This is a genomic window from Pedobacter sp. AC190, assembly GCF_979258025.1.
Window position 1 is genome coordinate 1,767,097 of sequence record NZ_OZ409824.1, and the last position, 14,665, is coordinate 1,781,761.

Below are 14,665 nucleotides of genomic sequence, written 5' to 3' on the forward strand. Positions count from 1 at the left end.
TTGAATACAAAAAGAACGATTTTAAGGATTAAATTCAAGCATTTTCAAAAATAATTTAAATCGTTTGCAACGTTTTGCCAATGGCAACGTCTAATGATTAACCAAAAAACAAAATCAATCCACTATTTCGGCTCATAAAAATTAAAATAAACCCGAAGCATTTAATTAAACATATTATGAAAAACATCTTAAAAACATCCGCTACCTTATTATTTATCGTTGTAAGCAGTTATATAACGAAAGCACAGGACACTAAAACTGTTGAGATAAAAAACATCAACAGTGTAACCGTAAGTAGCGGCATTGATTTATACCTAACGCAAGGCAATAGCGAAAGTTTAAACATTAAAGCAAGTTCCGATCTATTAAAAAACGTTGTTGTTGAGTCAAGTGGAGGAAATCTAACGATTAAAATGAAGGAAGGCATAAACTGGGGTAGCATGTTTAAAAACCAGACAATTAAAGCTTATTTAAACTTTAAAATATTGTCGGCGTTAACGGCTTCAGGTGGAAGCGATGTTTACAGTCAGAATCAGGTTAGGGCAGATAAATTTGCTTTACGTTCTTCTGGTGGCAGCGATGTTAAACTTAACTTAATCTGTAAAGATTTACAATTACAAACTAGTGGCGGCAGTGATGTTAAATTAACAGGAAAAGCAGAAAATATGGTATTACAAACTAGTGGTGGTAGCGATGTTGATGCTTATGATTTCGTTGTCGATTATGCAAAAGTAACTGCATCTGGAGGTTCTGATGCAAATATAAACGTAACAAAAGGTTTAGAGGCAGGTGCTTCAGGCGGAAGCGATGTACATTATAAAGGAAATGCTTCATTAAAGAAAACATCATCATCTAAAAGTGGCGATGTTACTAAAGTAAATTAGTAAGTTTAGTTTAAATCATTTTATTAGCGCTGTTTTGCCTGGGCAAGACAGCGCTTTTTTTTGAAGGTGACGACAGGTTAAAAGGTTATACTGCCAATCATTTCTGAAACCTACGGTCGTTCTCTTTTCTAAGCTTTTTTATAAGGATAATAAATAAAATTCGCTCCTTCTGGTACGATTACAAAAACACACATAAAGTTCTCTGGCTTTTTGTAAACCTTTAAAAACGGCTCTTTTTTCTCTTTATTAATAATTCCTTTTTCTACAAACTCTTCTAATGTTGATGCTTGAATAGACCAATCGGTATTCAGCTCTTCCCTATTCAGAATAAGTTCGCCAATGCTTACCTGGTGTTGATGCGCTATAAAAATTGGATGAGCTGAAATTCCCTCAACCATAATTTCTATTGCTACTTCTTTAATTGTATCTGAATAAAATTCTAAATCTTTTTCTAAACTAACTAAAGGGCTCTCTTGTTTTTTCGGTGCTCCGCTATCTTCTGGCGTTGCGTTTAATAATTCTTCTCTATCCATTTATAGTAAAAGTATATGGTTTAAGGGATAAGGTTTTGACAATTAATTTAAGGCAATCATACCTTATGCCTTCAACCTTAACAATACTACATTTTCTACATGTTGTGTATGTGGAAACATGTCAACGGGTTTAATACGAACAACATCGTATTTATCCTTTAATAACTCTAAATCTCTTGCTTGTGTAGCTGCATTACAACTTACATAAACAATTTTTTCGGCTTCCATTTCTAATAAACGTTGCACAACATCGGCATGCATACCTGCTCTTGGCGGGTCGGTAATTACAACATCAGGTTTGCCGTGTTCTGTAATAAACTCACCTGTTAAAATGTCTTTCATATCGCCAGCATAAAAAATGGTATTATTAATTCCATTTAATGCTGAGTTAAATTTTGCGTCTTCAATTGCAGTTGGTACATATTCTACCCCTACAACCTGTTTAACATCTTTAGCTATAAAGTTTGCAATGGTTCCTGCACCCGTATATAAATCATAAACCAGTTCATCGCCTTTAAAGCCAGCAAATTCTCTTGTAATTTTATACAATTCGAAAGCTTGTTCAGAATTGGTTTGATAGAAAGATTTCACGCCAATTTTAAATCGAATACCATCCATCTCTTCAAAAATATGATCGCGACCTGAAAAGGTAACAACATCCTGATCAAAGATTGTATCATTTTTCTTTTGATTAATAATGTACAATAAAGATGTGATTTGGGGAAATTCGGTTTTCAGGAAATTCATTAAACCATCAACTTGTTCTTGCTCTGGATATGCAAATACGACTGCAACCATTACCTCTCCAGTTGATGAAGTACGAATAATCAGGTTGCGCAAAACCCCCTCATGGTTTCTTAAATCATAAAATGAAAGCGAATTTTCGAGTGCATATTTACGAACGGAATTTCTAATTTGATTAGAAGGCTCGTCTTGTAAATAGCAGTGTTCTATATCCAAAATTTTATCAAAACGCAATGGAACGTGAAAGCCAAGTGCATTCATATCGAAATCTTCGTCGCGTTCTATATCGGTTCTATCCAACCAACGTTTATTCGAAAACGTAAACTCTAATTTATTGCGGTAATATCTGTTTTTTTCCGAACCTAAAATCGGCTCGGCAAACGAAGTATCTATTTTTCCAAGGCGCTGTAAAGCGGCCTCAACATTTTTTTGTTTAAATTTTAATTGAGAATCGTAACCCATGTGTTGCCATTTGCAACCTCCACAAGTACCAAAATGAGGACAAAACGGATCAGTACGCAAAGCTGATTTCTCATGTAGCTGTTCGATAATGGCTTCAGCAAAATTCTTTTTCTTTTTGGTTAAGCGAACATCAACCACATCTCCTGGAACGGCTTTATCCACAAAAATTACCAATTCATCGGCTTTACCTACACCCTTTCCTTCTTCGGCGATATCAATTATTTGTACGTTCGGAATTATAGTTACCGTACCTGGTTTTCTTCTACTCATTATGCCGCAAAGATAAGGGTAAAACCTGAAAGACTAAAGTGGAAAGCTAAGGTAAGAATGAATACAAATAAGTACAGTAGAAAAATGTGAAATACGAATGTAATCTGAAAATAAAAGGCAATAAAAACCCGCTCAAACAGTAGCGTTTGATTTGGTAATTTTTAGCTATGAATGATTATTTGCCAAAAAACTTAAATGCCGCGCCCCAAAAGCCATCTAACCAGTTAAATTTTAAGTCAAATTTTTCATCTACCTGTACAGAAAACTCTAATATTTCTTTGCTCATGATAAAAAACTTAATCTATTTAAGCAATAATACAAAATTCAGACCAAAAACCCAAACGGTTCAAATTAAATTTAAGTTAAAATTACATGAATGATAGAATTAAGGTTTAATTAAGATCTATATCTTTTGGGATATGAAAAGAATGAGCTATTTATTCAAATTGTTATAAATTACTTGCCATATTTTTTTCTAATTTTCTCTGTGATGACTGCTAAAATTAGGGAAACAATAATGTAATTAATTGTCAATAAGTATGGATTTAATTTTACTCCCAAAGAATCTCTTAAAACAATCAAAGGATAGGAAAAAAATGTTGTAAGTCCACTGAAAATTTTGGCAACAGCTCCATCACTATTTTTAGTATCCGCCCATCCAGCGTAAATAACCATAATGAGGAAAAAGTAAAGAAATGTAAAGAGCAATATTAATTTAATTTTCATGGCAAAAATGCGAATAGTTTTGTATGATACTTAAATTTACTGAGATTCAAATACCTGTCAATATTCAGAAGATCAGGATAAAGTAAGTTGTTGATTATAATTTCTCCAGAGTTTGTTACAATTATTGCATAGTAGTATTCCTCTGAAAGAAGCCTACCTGAAGCGTAGCCTGTTTCATACATCGACACCGACATATAAAGATCAATTCGCACAATATCTTCATCTTTTATAATCTGCAAAGCTTCTCCTTGAAAAACCTTCATGCCATCAGTGGTAAATTCTATCTGCATATCTTTAGCTTGCATATAGTAAGTGTAGTGAAGAATTGTGACTGGAGAGAAACCAAGTGTCATGAATATTATAAACAATTCAGAACCTTTAAACTGTGCTAACAATGCAATGGTAATTATTACAAGATATAATACAATAGATAATAAGTTTTGCTTTATTAAAAGATAGTGATTCCGTAAAGTGACACGATGCATAATTATGGTAGGGAGGCCTTATTTTACTACTTTAGTCTTTATAAAAATCGAATATATTATTTTAAATTTAAAAGGAACTAAATTTCGATAACAGTCTCAAAAAAGAGGCGCTTCGCTGAAAGAAAAATCACATTTATCTTGCTGGGGTTTAACGAACAAGAAACGACCATATTTTCGTTTTGAACACGACAAAAATACTGACAATCAAAACGTCACAATAAACTGATTTTTATTGGATTACGTTTATTAAATCCGTAACTTAATACATCATTTCACCTAAAAAGGAGGTTCATCATGAACGTAATCCGTAAAATTGAACATTGGGGCGATGTTCATCAAACAAAATGGCTTGATTTTCTCAGAATTATATTAGGCTTGATTATTTTTGGAAGGGGCGTTTCTTTTATCAGCGACACTACAACACTTCAAAATCTAATTACAGAGAACAATGTTTTTGGCTTCTCGGGCGTATTAATCAGTGTAGCGATACATATCGTTGCGTTTGCTCATTTAGTAGGCGGCATTTTAATAACGCTTGGTTTGGTAACACGTTTTGCAGTGGTTATTCAAATTCCAATACTACTGTTTGCGGTATTTTTTGTAAACCTTACCAGAGGATTTTCGATGCTAAATTCTGAGCTTTGGTTATCGGTTATAGTGTTATTTATGCTAATTCTGTTTTGGGTTGTTGGCTCAGGACCATTATCTGTTGATGAAGGTTTAAAAAACAAAAAAGGCAAGCGTTACGATTAACAAAAAGCTTAGCCTAATTAAAAACTATTCTTAGTATCTTTCAGCCTTTATAGCTGATTTTCATGAAAACTAAGATATTTTTAGGCCTGCTTTTAGCGGGATTTTCGAGTTATGCGCAAAACTCGCCAGAGGCAAATTTCAAATTAACCCGCCCTGCATTTAAAGAACAGAATGCGTTTCAAATCACGGCCTTTGTAGAGAAGTATTTTCGCTTGCCTGGCAACACGGGTTTTGATGCAAGTATTCATCATGTAGAAGATATTTTAAAAAAAGCAGGTTTTGTAGCGCAAAAACAAAATGAGTTTGAAGCACCGTTAACTTATCGCATCGAAAAACGAGCGATGAAAAACAAAACCTGGGAACCTGTTAACGCAAATATCGATATCGTTGGAGAACAACAGCCTTTGATTTCTTTCAAAACCAATCGCAACATGATTCCGATTAACTGCCAATCTACACCAGCAGAAGGCGTTACGGCAGAGGTGGTTTACATTGCCAAAGTTGTTCAAGCCGAAATCGATAAAATGGATTTAAAAGGTAAAATTCTTTTTTCAGAAACAAATCCAGCCCGATTATTGGCTATGGCAGCGAAAGCTGGTGCTGTTGGCGTTTTAGGTTATTCTATGCCTGCCTATACTAAACCAGAAATTCATCAAACTTCAATTCAGTTTGGAAGAATGGCTGCTAATAGTGATGTATGGACCCTGTTGTTATCTTACGGCGCTAAGGAAAAGCTAAAAGCAGCTTGTTTAAAGGGTTCTACAAAACTGAAGGTTAATATTGAAACTAAAATCTATCAGGCTGAGGAATTAACCATTGTAGCCAATTTAAAAGGCAGTGAAAAACCTGATGAACGCTTCGTATTCAGTGCCCACGTTCAGGAACCTGGCGCCAATGATAATGCCAGCGGTGTAGGTACGCTTGCAGAAATGGCCAGATTAACGGCTGAGCTTTACAAGGCAAAAAAGATTAGTCCAAAGCGCAGCTTAACCTTTTTATGGGGCGATGAAATTGTATCGACCAAAAGATACATTACAGAAGATACCACTCGTGCAAAAGGTATTTTATGGGGAATGAGTTTAGATATGGTTGGCGAAGACACGCAAAAAACGGGTGGTTCTTTCTTAATTGAAAAAATGCCAGACCCATCTGCAATCTGGACACGAGGAACGGATAAACACACGGAATGGGGTGCTGGAGATGTGACGGAGAAAGACCTTTTCCCGCATTATTTCAACGATTTTATTTTCGATATCTGTAAAGCTCAAGGGAAATTCGCAAACTGGACGGTTAACTATAATCCTTTTGAAGGTGGAAGCGATCACACGCCTTTTCTGCAAAATAAAATTCCAGGCTTGTTAATGTGGCACTTTACAGATGTTTTTTATCATACAGATAATGATCGATTAGATAAAGTATCGCCAACGGAAATGAAGAACGTTGGTATAAGCGCTTTAACCGCTGCTTATACTTTAATTTCTGCCGATGAAAGCACAGCAACCGCAACGGTTTCGCAAGTTAAAGCTGACGCTTTGGTTCGACTTAAAACTGAATTTGACCTCAGTAAAAAAGCAATTGCAGACGGAAAATCTGCGACTGATGAAAAACACATTATAGAGGTTTGGAGTAAATGGTATATTGATGCTTTGGCTACGATTAATAAAATGCCAGTTAAACCCGAAACAACAAGAGTGGGTTCAGCTATAAAAGTTGCTACTGGCGAAATTGAAAAACAAACAAAAACTTATTTAGAAGAGTTAAAGTAGTTCAATTGCATTAAATGCCAAAAGCAGTAATTATAGGTTCGGGAATTGCAGGAATTGCAACTGCAATAAGATTGGCGGTAAAAGGTTATGCAGTAATGGTTTTCGAATCAAATTCTTATCCTGGCGGAAAACTTACTGAAATTAATATCGATGGTTTTCGTTTTGATGCTGGACCGAGCTTATTTACCATGCCTCAATACGTAGATGAACTTTTTACGCTTGCGGGTAAAAATCCTTGGGATTACTTTCGATATGAGAAACTGGAAGAAATTTGTAAGTATTTCTATGAAGATGGCTTAAACTTAACTGCATCAGCCGATATAAATGAATTTGCCAAAGAAATTGAGCAAAAAACCAATTCATCGGCAAGGGAAGTTCATAAATACCTTTCTAAAAGTGAAACCATATATGAGATAACACATAAGGTTTTTTTAGAAAGAACTTTACACAAACTCAAAAGTTATTTACATTGGGACACGCTAAAATCGGCACTCCGATTTGGTCAAATCGATGCTTTTAGAGATCAAAATAAGGCAAATCAAAGCTTTTTTAAAGACGAGCGAATTGTTCAGCTTTTCAATCGCTATGCTACTTATAATGGCTCCAATCCGTATCAGGCGCCTGCAACTTTAAATGTAATTCCGCATTTTGAATATCATTTTGGTGCGTTCATTCCTGATAAAGGGATGTATAGTATCATCACGTCTTTAGTAAAGCTTGCCAAAGATTTGGGCGTAAAATTTCAATTTGATTCCAGAGTCGAAGAGATCATCTATTCGGCAGATGTTGTAAAAGGCATAAGAATTAAAAACTCGACCATTGAAGCTGATTTAGTTGTTTCGAATTTAGATATCTGGTTTACTTACAAAAACCTACTCCCAAAATTTGAAGCACCTGAAAAATTGCTTGCTCAGCAAAGAAGCAGTTCTGCCCTAATTTTTTATTGGGGTATAAAAAACGAATATCCAGAATTGGGGTTACACAACATTTTTTTTGCAGAAAATTACAAGGCAGAATTCGATGCAATATGGCATGATCGAAAAATTCATACCGATCCGACAATTTACCTGAACATCACATCGAAATATATTAAAAACGATGCGCCAGTTAATTGCGAAAACTGGTTTGTAATGATAAATGTTCCTGCAAATAATGATCAAAACTGGGACGAACTTATCGCTAAAGCAAGACAAAATATCATTCAAAAGCTAAGCAGGTTATTAAAGAAAAACATAGCTGAAGATATTATTTGCGAGCAAATTCTCGACCCAAGAAGCATTGAGCAACAAACGGGCTCTTATCAAGGATCACTATATGGCAACAGCTCTAACAACCAGTTTGCAGCATTTTTAAGGCATTCTAACTTCAGTTCAAAAATAGAAAATTTATACTTCTGCGGTGGAAGTGTGCATCCAGGAGGCGGAATTCCTTTGGCTTTATTATCTGCTAAAATTATTGACGATAATCTGAAGTTTCCCAAAGCCTAAAAGGATATATTTGCTTGCAAGGCATCTGAAATGTCTTTCAATAAAAAATCACTTTATGAATTTTCACACACGCAAATGGATAAAACCCGAAGACTTAAATCCTAACGGAGGATTATTTGGCGGAAGTCTTTTAAAATGGATTGACGAAGAAGCAGCAATTTACGCTATTGTTCAACTTGAAAACCCAAAGGTAGTAACCAAATATATGTCGGAAATTAACTTTGTTAGCTCAGGCAAGTTAGGCGACATTATTGAAATGGGTATCACAGCAACAAATTTTGGTACCACTTCGATTACGATGTGCTGCGAGGTAAGAAACAAAATTACCCGTAAAAGTATTTTAACAATCGATAAAATTGTTTTCGTAAACATTAACGATTACGGCGAGCCAACACCACATGGCAAAACGAAAATAAAATATATTGAAGAACAATTTGCGCAGGAAGACGAGGGCAATGCTTAGCTATTTGTTTTCTCTTTAATTGCTTCTTCTAATTTTTCTGCATCCAAATCGAAAGCATTAACAATTACTTTTGCCTGGGTGTAAAAAGGATTGCGCTCAGCAAGTTTTACATTTATAAAGTCTAATAGTTGCTCATCATCTAAATCCTTTATTAAAGGTCGTTTATGTCGATTCTGCAACCTAGATACCAATTGAGCAGGCTCCATTTCGAGGTAAACGGTCATGCCATTTTGATTCATCCAATCCATATTATCGAAAAAACAAGGTAATCCACCACCAGTTGCTACAACACAATGTTCAGGATAGCTGTGTGTTTTAAGCGTTTCACTTTCATAATCCCGGAAACCGCTTTCACCAAAAGCTTCGAAATATTCGGCAATTGTTTTCCCTGTTCTGGAAACAATTTCTGCATCTAAATCAATTACTGGGCAATCTAATCTATGTGCAAGTTGTTTAGCTTTGGTACTTTTGCCACAGCCCATGTAGCCGATCAGAAAAATTATCATAAAAGGTTATTACGTTTAAACAAGATATAATCGGTTGCTGGTGGTTCAATTCCAGCAGCTTTAAGCATCGACACAATTTGCCCGCGATGATAAGTTGAATGATTTAACATCTGCATAAACATGGTGCCTATCGTATTTTTATGTTCATTGCCACGAGAATCATAATACAAAACTAAGGTTTCGAGCGATAAATTATCCAGGCAAGATTCTATCAATGCAAAATTGTCTTTAGAAATTGCTTGAAAATTATGTTTATCATGTTCCTGCCAAACTTCAAATACAGGTTTTAACCCAACAATTCTGTTGGCCCAGATATGCTGTGCATTTAGAATGTGGCTAAATAATCTTTCTGCGTCAGGTAGATTTTTATCAATGGAAGAAAAAACATCCATCACCTTTGTGTCGGCTAGTTTTGTATAGGCAATAAATTCTTCAATCATTTTAAACCAATTTAACTCTTGGATCAACATACGCGTAAAGAATATCAACCAAAATATTTATCACCACAAATACAAAGGCAATAAATAAAATGGAACCCATTACGACAGGGAAATCAGACATTTCGAGGGCGGTTACTGTAGTTCGTCCTAATCCGTTATATCCAAATATATATTCAACAAAAAATGAACCAGCCAGTAGCGACGCAAACCAACCAGAAATAGCGGTTATAACAGGATTCATTGCGTTTTTTAAGGCGTGTTTGTAGATAATAGCATTTCTACTCAAACCTTTTGCTTTTGCTGTGCGAATGTAATCTTGAGCTAAAACGTCAAGCATAGCACTTCTAGTTAATTGAACAATTATTGCCAAAGGCCTTAAACCTAAAGTTATCATGGGTAACCAAAGATTTCTTAATGTTAAAATTTCTCCGTTAAAAGGGTCGTAACTGTATAAGCTACCACTCATTTTTAATCCAGTGTAATTACTTAATACAAAGCCGAAAAGCCAGGCAATTATAATTCCTGCGAAAAATGATGGCGCCGAAATGCCTAAAATAGCAAATGCATTGGCCGATTTATCGATCCAGGAATCTTTATAAACTGCGGAAAGCACGCCTAAGAATACGCCGATTAGCGTTGCAAAAATCATTGCGGTTAAGGCCAGAATAAAAGTATTTGGAACAGTTTCGGAAAGAATAGCCGTAACATCTCTTTTCGTTTGGTAAGAACTTCGTAAATATGGCGATTTTATCACCAAAGCCTTTTTATCGAAATTAATAAGTTTTGCATAGTGATATTTTTTTTGTGTCAAACTATCATTGTCTAAAACACTAACTGGCGATAAATCGTTGATGTACAAAACAAATTGCATAGGTTTCGAACGATCTAAACCAAACTCTTTACGTACGGCTTCCAGCGATTGCACGTCAGCTCTTTGCCCCATCGTCATTCTTGCAGGGTCGCCAGGCAAAATGTTAAACAATACAAAAACAACCAATACAACCCCAGCCATAACCAGTAATCCGTATAAGAGTTTTTTAATCGCGTAACCTAACATTATTTGCTAAAATATTTACTGCCCAATTGTTCGAAGCTTGGCACATTATGAAAATGCCACTTACTTATAACTACTCCATTTTTTAAAAGCAAAACACCTGGATTAGCCCTTACCATACTTTTTAATGGAACTGCATCTGCATAAAAAACTTCAGAGAAAAGGTTATATTTTTTGATGAATTTTTCTGCATCACTAGCCGAATTGGAGGTAAGTAAAACACTTCTGATATTAAATTGCTGCGTGGCATTTAGTGCTAAGGCATTTAAATCGCCTATAGCTTTTTCATTCGTATCGTTTAAGTTATAAGCCACAAAAACCAAACTATAATACGGGTTTTCGATCAGCTCTTTTGTATAATCAGTTCCCGATGCATCGGTAATAATCAAATCTTTAATTTTAGGCTCGTACCCTTTTTTAACCAATGTTTTCGAAGGTTCGCCAACAATTTCCCAGTTATCATCTTTCCAGATTTCAGTTTTAAGGTAGTCCTTATCACTCATGTCTTTTTCAGCCTTAGTTTTTTTATTTTTAAGGTGATACATGATTTGAAACTCATCGGGTTTTTCTCCTGGCGGGATAACCATTAAAGAAGGTATATGCGCTCCGACTTTGTAAGGCAGAAAATCGATAACGGGTAAAAAATTATAGGTGTATAAACCAAAAAGCAACGAAACAACTGAAACTACAATTGCAATATTCCGTTGCGATTTCGCCTTTTGGACAGCAGGCTTAATAAAATCCTTTTTAAGGAATACGTAAACGATCAGCACCAATAATACAAGATCCTTACCGAAAGATTGCCAAGGCGTAAGTGGAATGGCATCGCCAAAACAACCACAACTGGTTACTACTTTAAAAAAGGCAGAAACAAAAGTTAAAAGGGTAAAGAAAATGATAAGTATCAACAATCCCCAGGAAACTTTTTTACCCCAGAAACCCAGCAAGAGCAATGCGCCTAAAATAATTTCTAAAGTGCAAAGTAAAATCGCTATTCCCGTAGCAATCGGACTTAAAAAACTAATATGAAAGACATCAAAATACTCCTGAAGCTTATAACCAAATCCTAATGGATCATTGGCTTTTATTAATCCTGAAAAGATAAATAATACCCCGACAAAAATTCTGGAAAAGGTTAAAAGTATATTCTTCATTATTTTACGCCTAGTTTAATTAATGCAAAAACCGAATAGTTTAACATATCCTGGTAATTTGCATTTACACCTTCTGATACTTGTGTTTGCCCTTCGTTATCTTCTATTTGCTTAACTCTAAAAACTTTCTGTAAAATTAAATCCGTTAAAGAGCTGATTCGCATATCTCTCCAGGCTTCGCCATAATCGTGGTTTTTAGCAAACATTAAATCCTTTGTTTCCTGCACTTTGCCATCGAATATAGATTGTACTTCTGCAAACGGCACTTCTAATGGATCATTTTCCGTTAACTCCAATTGCATCATGGCGATAACACAATAGTTAATAATGCCAATATATTCTGGAATAATGCCCTCGCCTACTTTACTTACTTTTTTTTCTTCTAAAGTACGAATGCGCTGCGCTTTAATAAAAATCTGATCGGTGATAGAGCTTGGCCTTAAAATGCGCCATGCAGTGCCATAATCTTTAGTTTTTTTAAGAAATAGTGATCTGCAAACTGCAATCACAGCATCGAATTCAGAAGAGGTATTTGTTTGTGCCAAGGCCAATAATTATTTAGTTTTAGTGTATTTTTGTAGTGGAAAAACAAAAGCTAAAGATACATTTTTAAAGCGAAACCCAAATCCCGAAAGGGTTTAATATGGCAGAAAAAAACTTTTTTGAACCAAAACAAAGCCTAAATATTAAAGGTAAAATCTTCGATTTAAGTAAGCCTAAAGTTATGGGCATCTTAAATATTACGCCCGATTCTTTTTATAACAATAGCCGAACAAATTCGATTGATGAAGCACTTAGAAAAACGGAAACTTTCTTAAATGATGGCGCAACTTTTATTGATATTGGCGGCTATTCTTCAAGGCCAGGTGCAAAAGATATCTCAACAGATGAAGAACTTAGCAGACTTATTCCTGTAATTGAGGCAATAAACAAAAATATTCCAGAAGCGATAATTTCTATCGACACCTTTAGAGCAAAGGTAGCAGAAGAAACCATTTTTGCAGGAGCACACATTATTAATGATATTGCTTCAGGCGATATGGATGATAAAATGTTCGAAACCGTTGCCCGTCTTCAAGTACCCTACATTATGATGCATATGCAAGGTACACCGCAAAACATGCAGCAAAATCCTGTTTACGATAATGTTTTATTGGACGTTATTGATTATCTCGTAAAGAAAATCGATATGTTAAAAAAACTAAAAGTTCATGATGTAATTATTGACCCAGGTTTCGGTTTTGGAAAAACGATTGAGCACAACTACGAATTGTTAAATCAAATGCAGGAATTTAAAATTTTCAAATTGCCTGTTTTAGCAGGATTCTCGAGAAAAGGCATGATTTATAAAGTTTTAAAAAATACAGCTGCAGAAGCATTAAATGGCACAACAATTTTAAATACCATTGCACTCCAAAAAGGCGCAAAAATTTTAAGGGTGCATGATGTAAAAGAAGCTGTTGAATGTGTGAAGCTAGTGGAAATGCTGGGATAAAAGGGTTAATTGTTTAAATTGGTTATTTGCTTAAATCGTTAATTACCATTTTCTGAAAAACTTAACTATTATTTGTTTGAATTGGTTATTTGATAAATTACTACTGTAAAACTGCAGAACAAAACATCTACCTATTGTTAGGATTGCATTAATGATTAATTAAATTATTATGCATATTTATTCATTTGAAAAACTGGAGACTTGGCAAATAGCCAGAGTTTTCAGAAAAGAAATCTACTTACTGGTCAAGAATTTCCCAAAAGATGAAATCTTTGGCTTAACAAGTCAAATTAAAAGATCAGCAAGTAGTATTGGAGGTTGTTTAGCCGAAGGCTCAGCCCGCATCACAGCTAAAGATAAAGCCCATTTTGTTTCAATGTCTTATGCAAGTGCAATGGAAACAATTAATCATATAATTGGGCACATGATTTGGGTTATATATCGACTGATGATTATATACTTTTTAGACAAAAGCTCGACCAATTGACTAATAAATTAAATGCATTACGAAAATCGATTTTGAAAAATTAGACATTAATACATAAAAGCTAAACAATTCCCACAATCAACCAATTTAACATCAATTAAAACAGTTTCCCAAAAAACAACTATCTTGGCATTGATGAAAAGCTTCGACTTCGATTTTCTTAAATTATCTGTAACGGATGCCGTTGACATTATTTTAGTTGCATTATTAATCTATTACGTTTATACGTTAATTCGTAACACGCTTGCCGTAAATTTATTGGTGGGCATGTTTATTATCACGGTTTTCTACTGGATAGTAAAAGGATTACATATGGAATTGCTAACAACCATCATAGATAAATTTATGAGTGTTGGTATTATCGCTTTGATTGTAATTTTCCATCCGGAGATTCGAAGGTTCTTGTTGCTAATCGGAAAAAATGCCTTTTTACAAAAAAATAAAGCTTGGTGGGGTTATTTATTCGGCAGGAAAGAGATAGAAAGAAATAACTTAACACGGATTAAGCCAATTATTGATGCTTGTAAAACGATGAAGAAAACCCGAACAGGTGCATTAATTGTATTTGTTAAGTTTTACGATGAACAATTTTTTGCCAATAGCTGCGAGGTTGTTGATGCTAAAATTTCAAAACGTTTACTGGAAAGTATTTTTCAGAAAAACAGTCCGCTGCATGATGGTGCTGTTGTAATTTCTGAGAATAAAATTAAAAGCGCAAGTTGTATTTTACCCCTAACCGATAACGATCAGTTACCCTCGCAATTTGGACTAAGACACCGCGCTGGAATTGGTGTTTCTGAAACTACAGATGCTGTAGCGGTAATTATTTCGGAAGAAACTGGAGAAATATCTTATGCCAAACAAGGGCGTGTAAGAATGAATGTTTCTTTTGGAGAACTGGAGAAACTGCTTAATAAAGATTTTTAATTAGTTTTTTTAATGTTTGGGTGTTGGTT

Annotated in this window: 18 protein-coding genes; 8 read left to right on the plus strand and 10 right to left on the minus strand. The window is 34.8% G+C overall.

The window, feature by feature from the left end:
• Positions 1-176 precede the first annotated feature (176 nt).
• Positions 177-884 (plus strand): head GIN domain-containing protein, encoded by a 708-nt coding sequence (locus ACZZZI_RS07715; protein ID WP_463489086.1) that lies wholly within the window; start codon positions 177-179, stop codon positions 882-884.
• 128 nt (positions 885-1,012) lie between these two features.
• On the opposite strand, the gene ACZZZI_RS07720 is transcribed toward ACZZZI_RS07715, so the two are convergent.
• From ACZZZI_RS07720 to ACZZZI_RS07740, 5 genes are all read right to left on the minus strand, one after another.
• On the minus strand, positions 1,013-1,417 hold the full coding sequence (locus ACZZZI_RS07720) for a hypothetical protein (protein ID WP_316762578.1): 405 nt from the start codon (positions 1,415-1,417) through the stop codon (positions 1,013-1,015).
• Between the two features lie 63 nt (positions 1,418-1,480).
• Complete coding sequence (gene rlmD, locus ACZZZI_RS07725) at positions 1,481-2,893, minus strand: 23S rRNA (uracil(1939)-C(5))-methyltransferase RlmD (RefSeq protein ID WP_316762580.1); 1,413 nt, start codon at positions 2,891-2,893, stop codon at positions 1,481-1,483.
• Positions 2,894-3,068: 175 nt separating this feature from the next.
• Positions 3,069-3,179, minus strand: a complete 111-nt coding sequence (locus ACZZZI_RS07730) for a hypothetical protein (protein ID WP_025145553.1) — start codon at positions 3,177-3,179, stop codon at positions 3,069-3,071.
• Positions 3,180-3,349: 170 nt separating this feature from the next.
• Positions 3,350-3,619 carry a hypothetical protein gene (locus ACZZZI_RS07735; RefSeq protein WP_463489087.1) on the minus strand — a complete coding sequence of 90 codons (270 nt, stop codon included), beginning with the start codon at positions 3,617-3,619 and terminating at the stop codon, positions 3,350-3,352.
• Positions 3,616-3,924 carry a hypothetical protein gene (locus tag ACZZZI_RS07740; RefSeq protein WP_463489088.1) on the minus strand — a complete coding sequence of 103 codons (309 nt, stop codon included), beginning with the start codon at positions 3,922-3,924 and terminating at the stop codon, positions 3,616-3,618. The genes ACZZZI_RS07735 and ACZZZI_RS07740 overlap by 4 nt, the downstream gene beginning before the upstream one ends.
• 474 nt (positions 3,925-4,398) lie before the next feature.
• Here ACZZZI_RS07740 and ACZZZI_RS07745 point away from each other — a divergent pair, with 474 nt between their 5' ends.
• From ACZZZI_RS07745 to ACZZZI_RS07760, 4 genes are all read left to right on the plus strand, one after another.
• Positions 4,399-4,857 carry a DoxX family protein gene (locus tag ACZZZI_RS07745; protein ID WP_316762598.1) on the plus strand — a complete coding sequence of 153 codons (459 nt, stop codon included), beginning with the start codon at positions 4,399-4,401 and terminating at the stop codon, positions 4,855-4,857.
• Between the two features lie 62 nt (positions 4,858-4,919).
• The gene (locus ACZZZI_RS07750) at positions 4,920-6,623 is read left to right on the plus strand and encodes a M28 family peptidase (RefSeq protein WP_463489089.1); all 1,704 of its coding nucleotides are present in this window, start codon (positions 4,920-4,922) and stop codon (positions 6,621-6,623) included.
• Positions 6,624-6,637: 14 nt separating this feature from the next.
• The gene (gene crtD / locus ACZZZI_RS07755; protein WP_463489090.1) at positions 6,638-8,110 is read left to right on the plus strand and encodes a 1-hydroxycarotenoid 3,4-desaturase CrtD; all 1,473 of its coding nucleotides are present in this window, start codon (positions 6,638-6,640) and stop codon (positions 8,108-8,110) included.
• 55 nt (positions 8,111-8,165) lie between these two features.
• Positions 8,166-8,573, plus strand: a complete 408-nt coding sequence (locus tag ACZZZI_RS07760; protein WP_316762606.1) for an acyl-CoA thioesterase — start codon at positions 8,166-8,168, stop codon at positions 8,571-8,573.
• Here ACZZZI_RS07760 and ACZZZI_RS07765 read toward each other — a convergent pair.
• From ACZZZI_RS07765 to ACZZZI_RS07785, 5 genes are read right to left on the minus strand one after another with little or no spacing between them, the layout of a single operon-like run.
• Positions 8,570-9,079: a shikimate kinase gene (locus tag ACZZZI_RS07765; protein ID WP_463489091.1), complete on the minus strand. Its 510-nt coding sequence runs from the start codon at positions 9,077-9,079 to the stop codon at positions 8,570-8,572. The two genes, ACZZZI_RS07760 and ACZZZI_RS07765, sit on opposite strands and share 4 nt — an antisense overlap.
• Positions 9,076-9,519, minus strand: a complete 444-nt coding sequence (locus ACZZZI_RS07770) for a DinB family protein (RefSeq protein WP_463489092.1) — start codon at positions 9,517-9,519, stop codon at positions 9,076-9,078. The genes ACZZZI_RS07765 and ACZZZI_RS07770 overlap by 4 nt, the downstream gene beginning before the upstream one ends.
• 1 nt (position 9,520) lies before the next feature.
• Positions 9,521-10,576, minus strand: a complete 1,056-nt coding sequence (locus ACZZZI_RS07775) for an ABC transporter permease (RefSeq protein WP_463489093.1) — start codon at positions 10,574-10,576, stop codon at positions 9,521-9,523.
• Positions 10,576-11,727, minus strand: coding sequence for a BT_3928 family protein (locus ACZZZI_RS07780; protein ID WP_463489094.1), 1,152 nt, complete (start codon positions 11,725-11,727; stop codon positions 10,576-10,578). Before ACZZZI_RS07780 ends, ACZZZI_RS07775 begins: the two co-directional genes overlap by 1 nt.
• On the minus strand, positions 11,727-12,272 hold the full coding sequence (locus ACZZZI_RS07785; RefSeq protein WP_463489095.1) for a DUF1599 domain-containing protein: 546 nt from the start codon (positions 12,270-12,272) through the stop codon (positions 11,727-11,729). Before ACZZZI_RS07785 ends, ACZZZI_RS07780 begins: the two co-directional genes overlap by 1 nt.
• Before the next feature lie 98 nt (positions 12,273-12,370).
• On the opposite strand from ACZZZI_RS07785, the gene folP reads away from it, so the two are divergent.
• The 3 genes from folP to cdaA all read left to right on the plus strand — a co-directional run bounded on the left by folP (position 12,371) and on the right by cdaA (position 14,636).
• Positions 12,371-13,222, plus strand: a complete 852-nt coding sequence (gene folP, locus ACZZZI_RS07790) for a dihydropteroate synthase (protein WP_463489096.1) — start codon at positions 12,371-12,373, stop codon at positions 13,220-13,222.
• Positions 13,223-13,391: 169 nt separating this feature from the next.
• Positions 13,392-13,709: a four helix bundle protein gene (locus ACZZZI_RS07795; protein WP_463489097.1), complete on the plus strand. Its 318-nt coding sequence runs from the start codon at positions 13,392-13,394 to the stop codon at positions 13,707-13,709.
• Positions 13,710-13,844: 135 nt separating this feature from the next.
• Positions 13,845-14,636: a diadenylate cyclase CdaA gene (gene cdaA / locus ACZZZI_RS07800; RefSeq protein WP_316762625.1), complete on the plus strand. Its 792-nt coding sequence runs from the start codon at positions 13,845-13,847 to the stop codon at positions 14,634-14,636.
• The last annotated feature ends 29 nt before the right edge of the window (positions 14,637-14,665 follow it).

What these genes read in the sequence shown, in the direction of transcription:
- ACZZZI_RS07715 (WP_463489086.1), top strand. Translation starts at nt 177, where the DNA reads ATGAAAAACATCTTAAAAACATCCGCTACCTTATTATTTATCGTTGTA.
- ACZZZI_RS07720 (WP_316762578.1), bottom strand. Translation starts at nt 1,417, where the DNA reads ATGGATAGAGAAGAATTATTAAACGCAACGCCAGAAGATAGCGGAGCA.
- rlmD (WP_316762580.1), bottom strand. Translation starts at nt 2,893, where the DNA reads ATGAGTAGAAGAAAACCAGGTACGGTAACTATAATTCCGAACGTACAA.
- ACZZZI_RS07730 (WP_025145553.1), bottom strand. Translation starts at nt 3,179, where the DNA reads ATGAGCAAAGAAATATTAGAGTTTTCTGTACAGGTAGATGAAAAATTT.
- ACZZZI_RS07735 (WP_463489087.1), bottom strand. Translation starts at nt 3,619, where the DNA reads ATGAAAATTAAATTAATATTGCTCTTTACATTTCTTTACTTTTTCCTC.
- ACZZZI_RS07740 (WP_463489088.1), bottom strand. Translation starts at nt 3,924, where the DNA reads ATGCAAGCTAAAGATATGCAGATAGAATTTACCACTGATGGCATGAAG.
- ACZZZI_RS07745 (WP_316762598.1), top strand. Translation starts at nt 4,399, where the DNA reads ATGAACGTAATCCGTAAAATTGAACATTGGGGCGATGTTCATCAAACA.
- ACZZZI_RS07750 (WP_463489089.1), top strand. Translation starts at nt 4,920, where the DNA reads ATGAAAACTAAGATATTTTTAGGCCTGCTTTTAGCGGGATTTTCGAGT.
- crtD (WP_463489090.1), top strand. Translation starts at nt 6,638, where the DNA reads ATGCCAAAAGCAGTAATTATAGGTTCGGGAATTGCAGGAATTGCAACT.
- ACZZZI_RS07760 (WP_316762606.1), top strand. Translation starts at nt 8,166, where the DNA reads ATGAATTTTCACACACGCAAATGGATAAAACCCGAAGACTTAAATCCT.
- ACZZZI_RS07765 (WP_463489091.1), bottom strand. Translation starts at nt 9,079, where the DNA reads ATGATAATTTTTCTGATCGGCTACATGGGCTGTGGCAAAAGTACCAAA.
- ACZZZI_RS07770 (WP_463489092.1), bottom strand. Translation starts at nt 9,519, where the DNA reads ATGATTGAAGAATTTATTGCCTATACAAAACTAGCCGACACAAAGGTG.
- ACZZZI_RS07775 (WP_463489093.1), bottom strand. Translation starts at nt 10,576, where the DNA reads ATGTTAGGTTACGCGATTAAAAAACTCTTATACGGATTACTGGTTATG.
- ACZZZI_RS07780 (WP_463489094.1), bottom strand. Translation starts at nt 11,727, where the DNA reads ATGAAGAATATACTTTTAACCTTTTCCAGAATTTTTGTCGGGGTATTA.
- folP (WP_463489096.1), top strand. Translation starts at nt 12,371, where the DNA reads ATGGCAGAAAAAAACTTTTTTGAACCAAAACAAAGCCTAAATATTAAA.
- ACZZZI_RS07795 (WP_463489097.1), top strand. Translation starts at nt 13,392, where the DNA reads ATGCATATTTATTCATTTGAAAAACTGGAGACTTGGCAAATAGCCAGA.
- cdaA (WP_316762625.1), top strand. Translation starts at nt 13,845, where the DNA reads ATGAAAAGCTTCGACTTCGATTTTCTTAAATTATCTGTAACGGATGCC.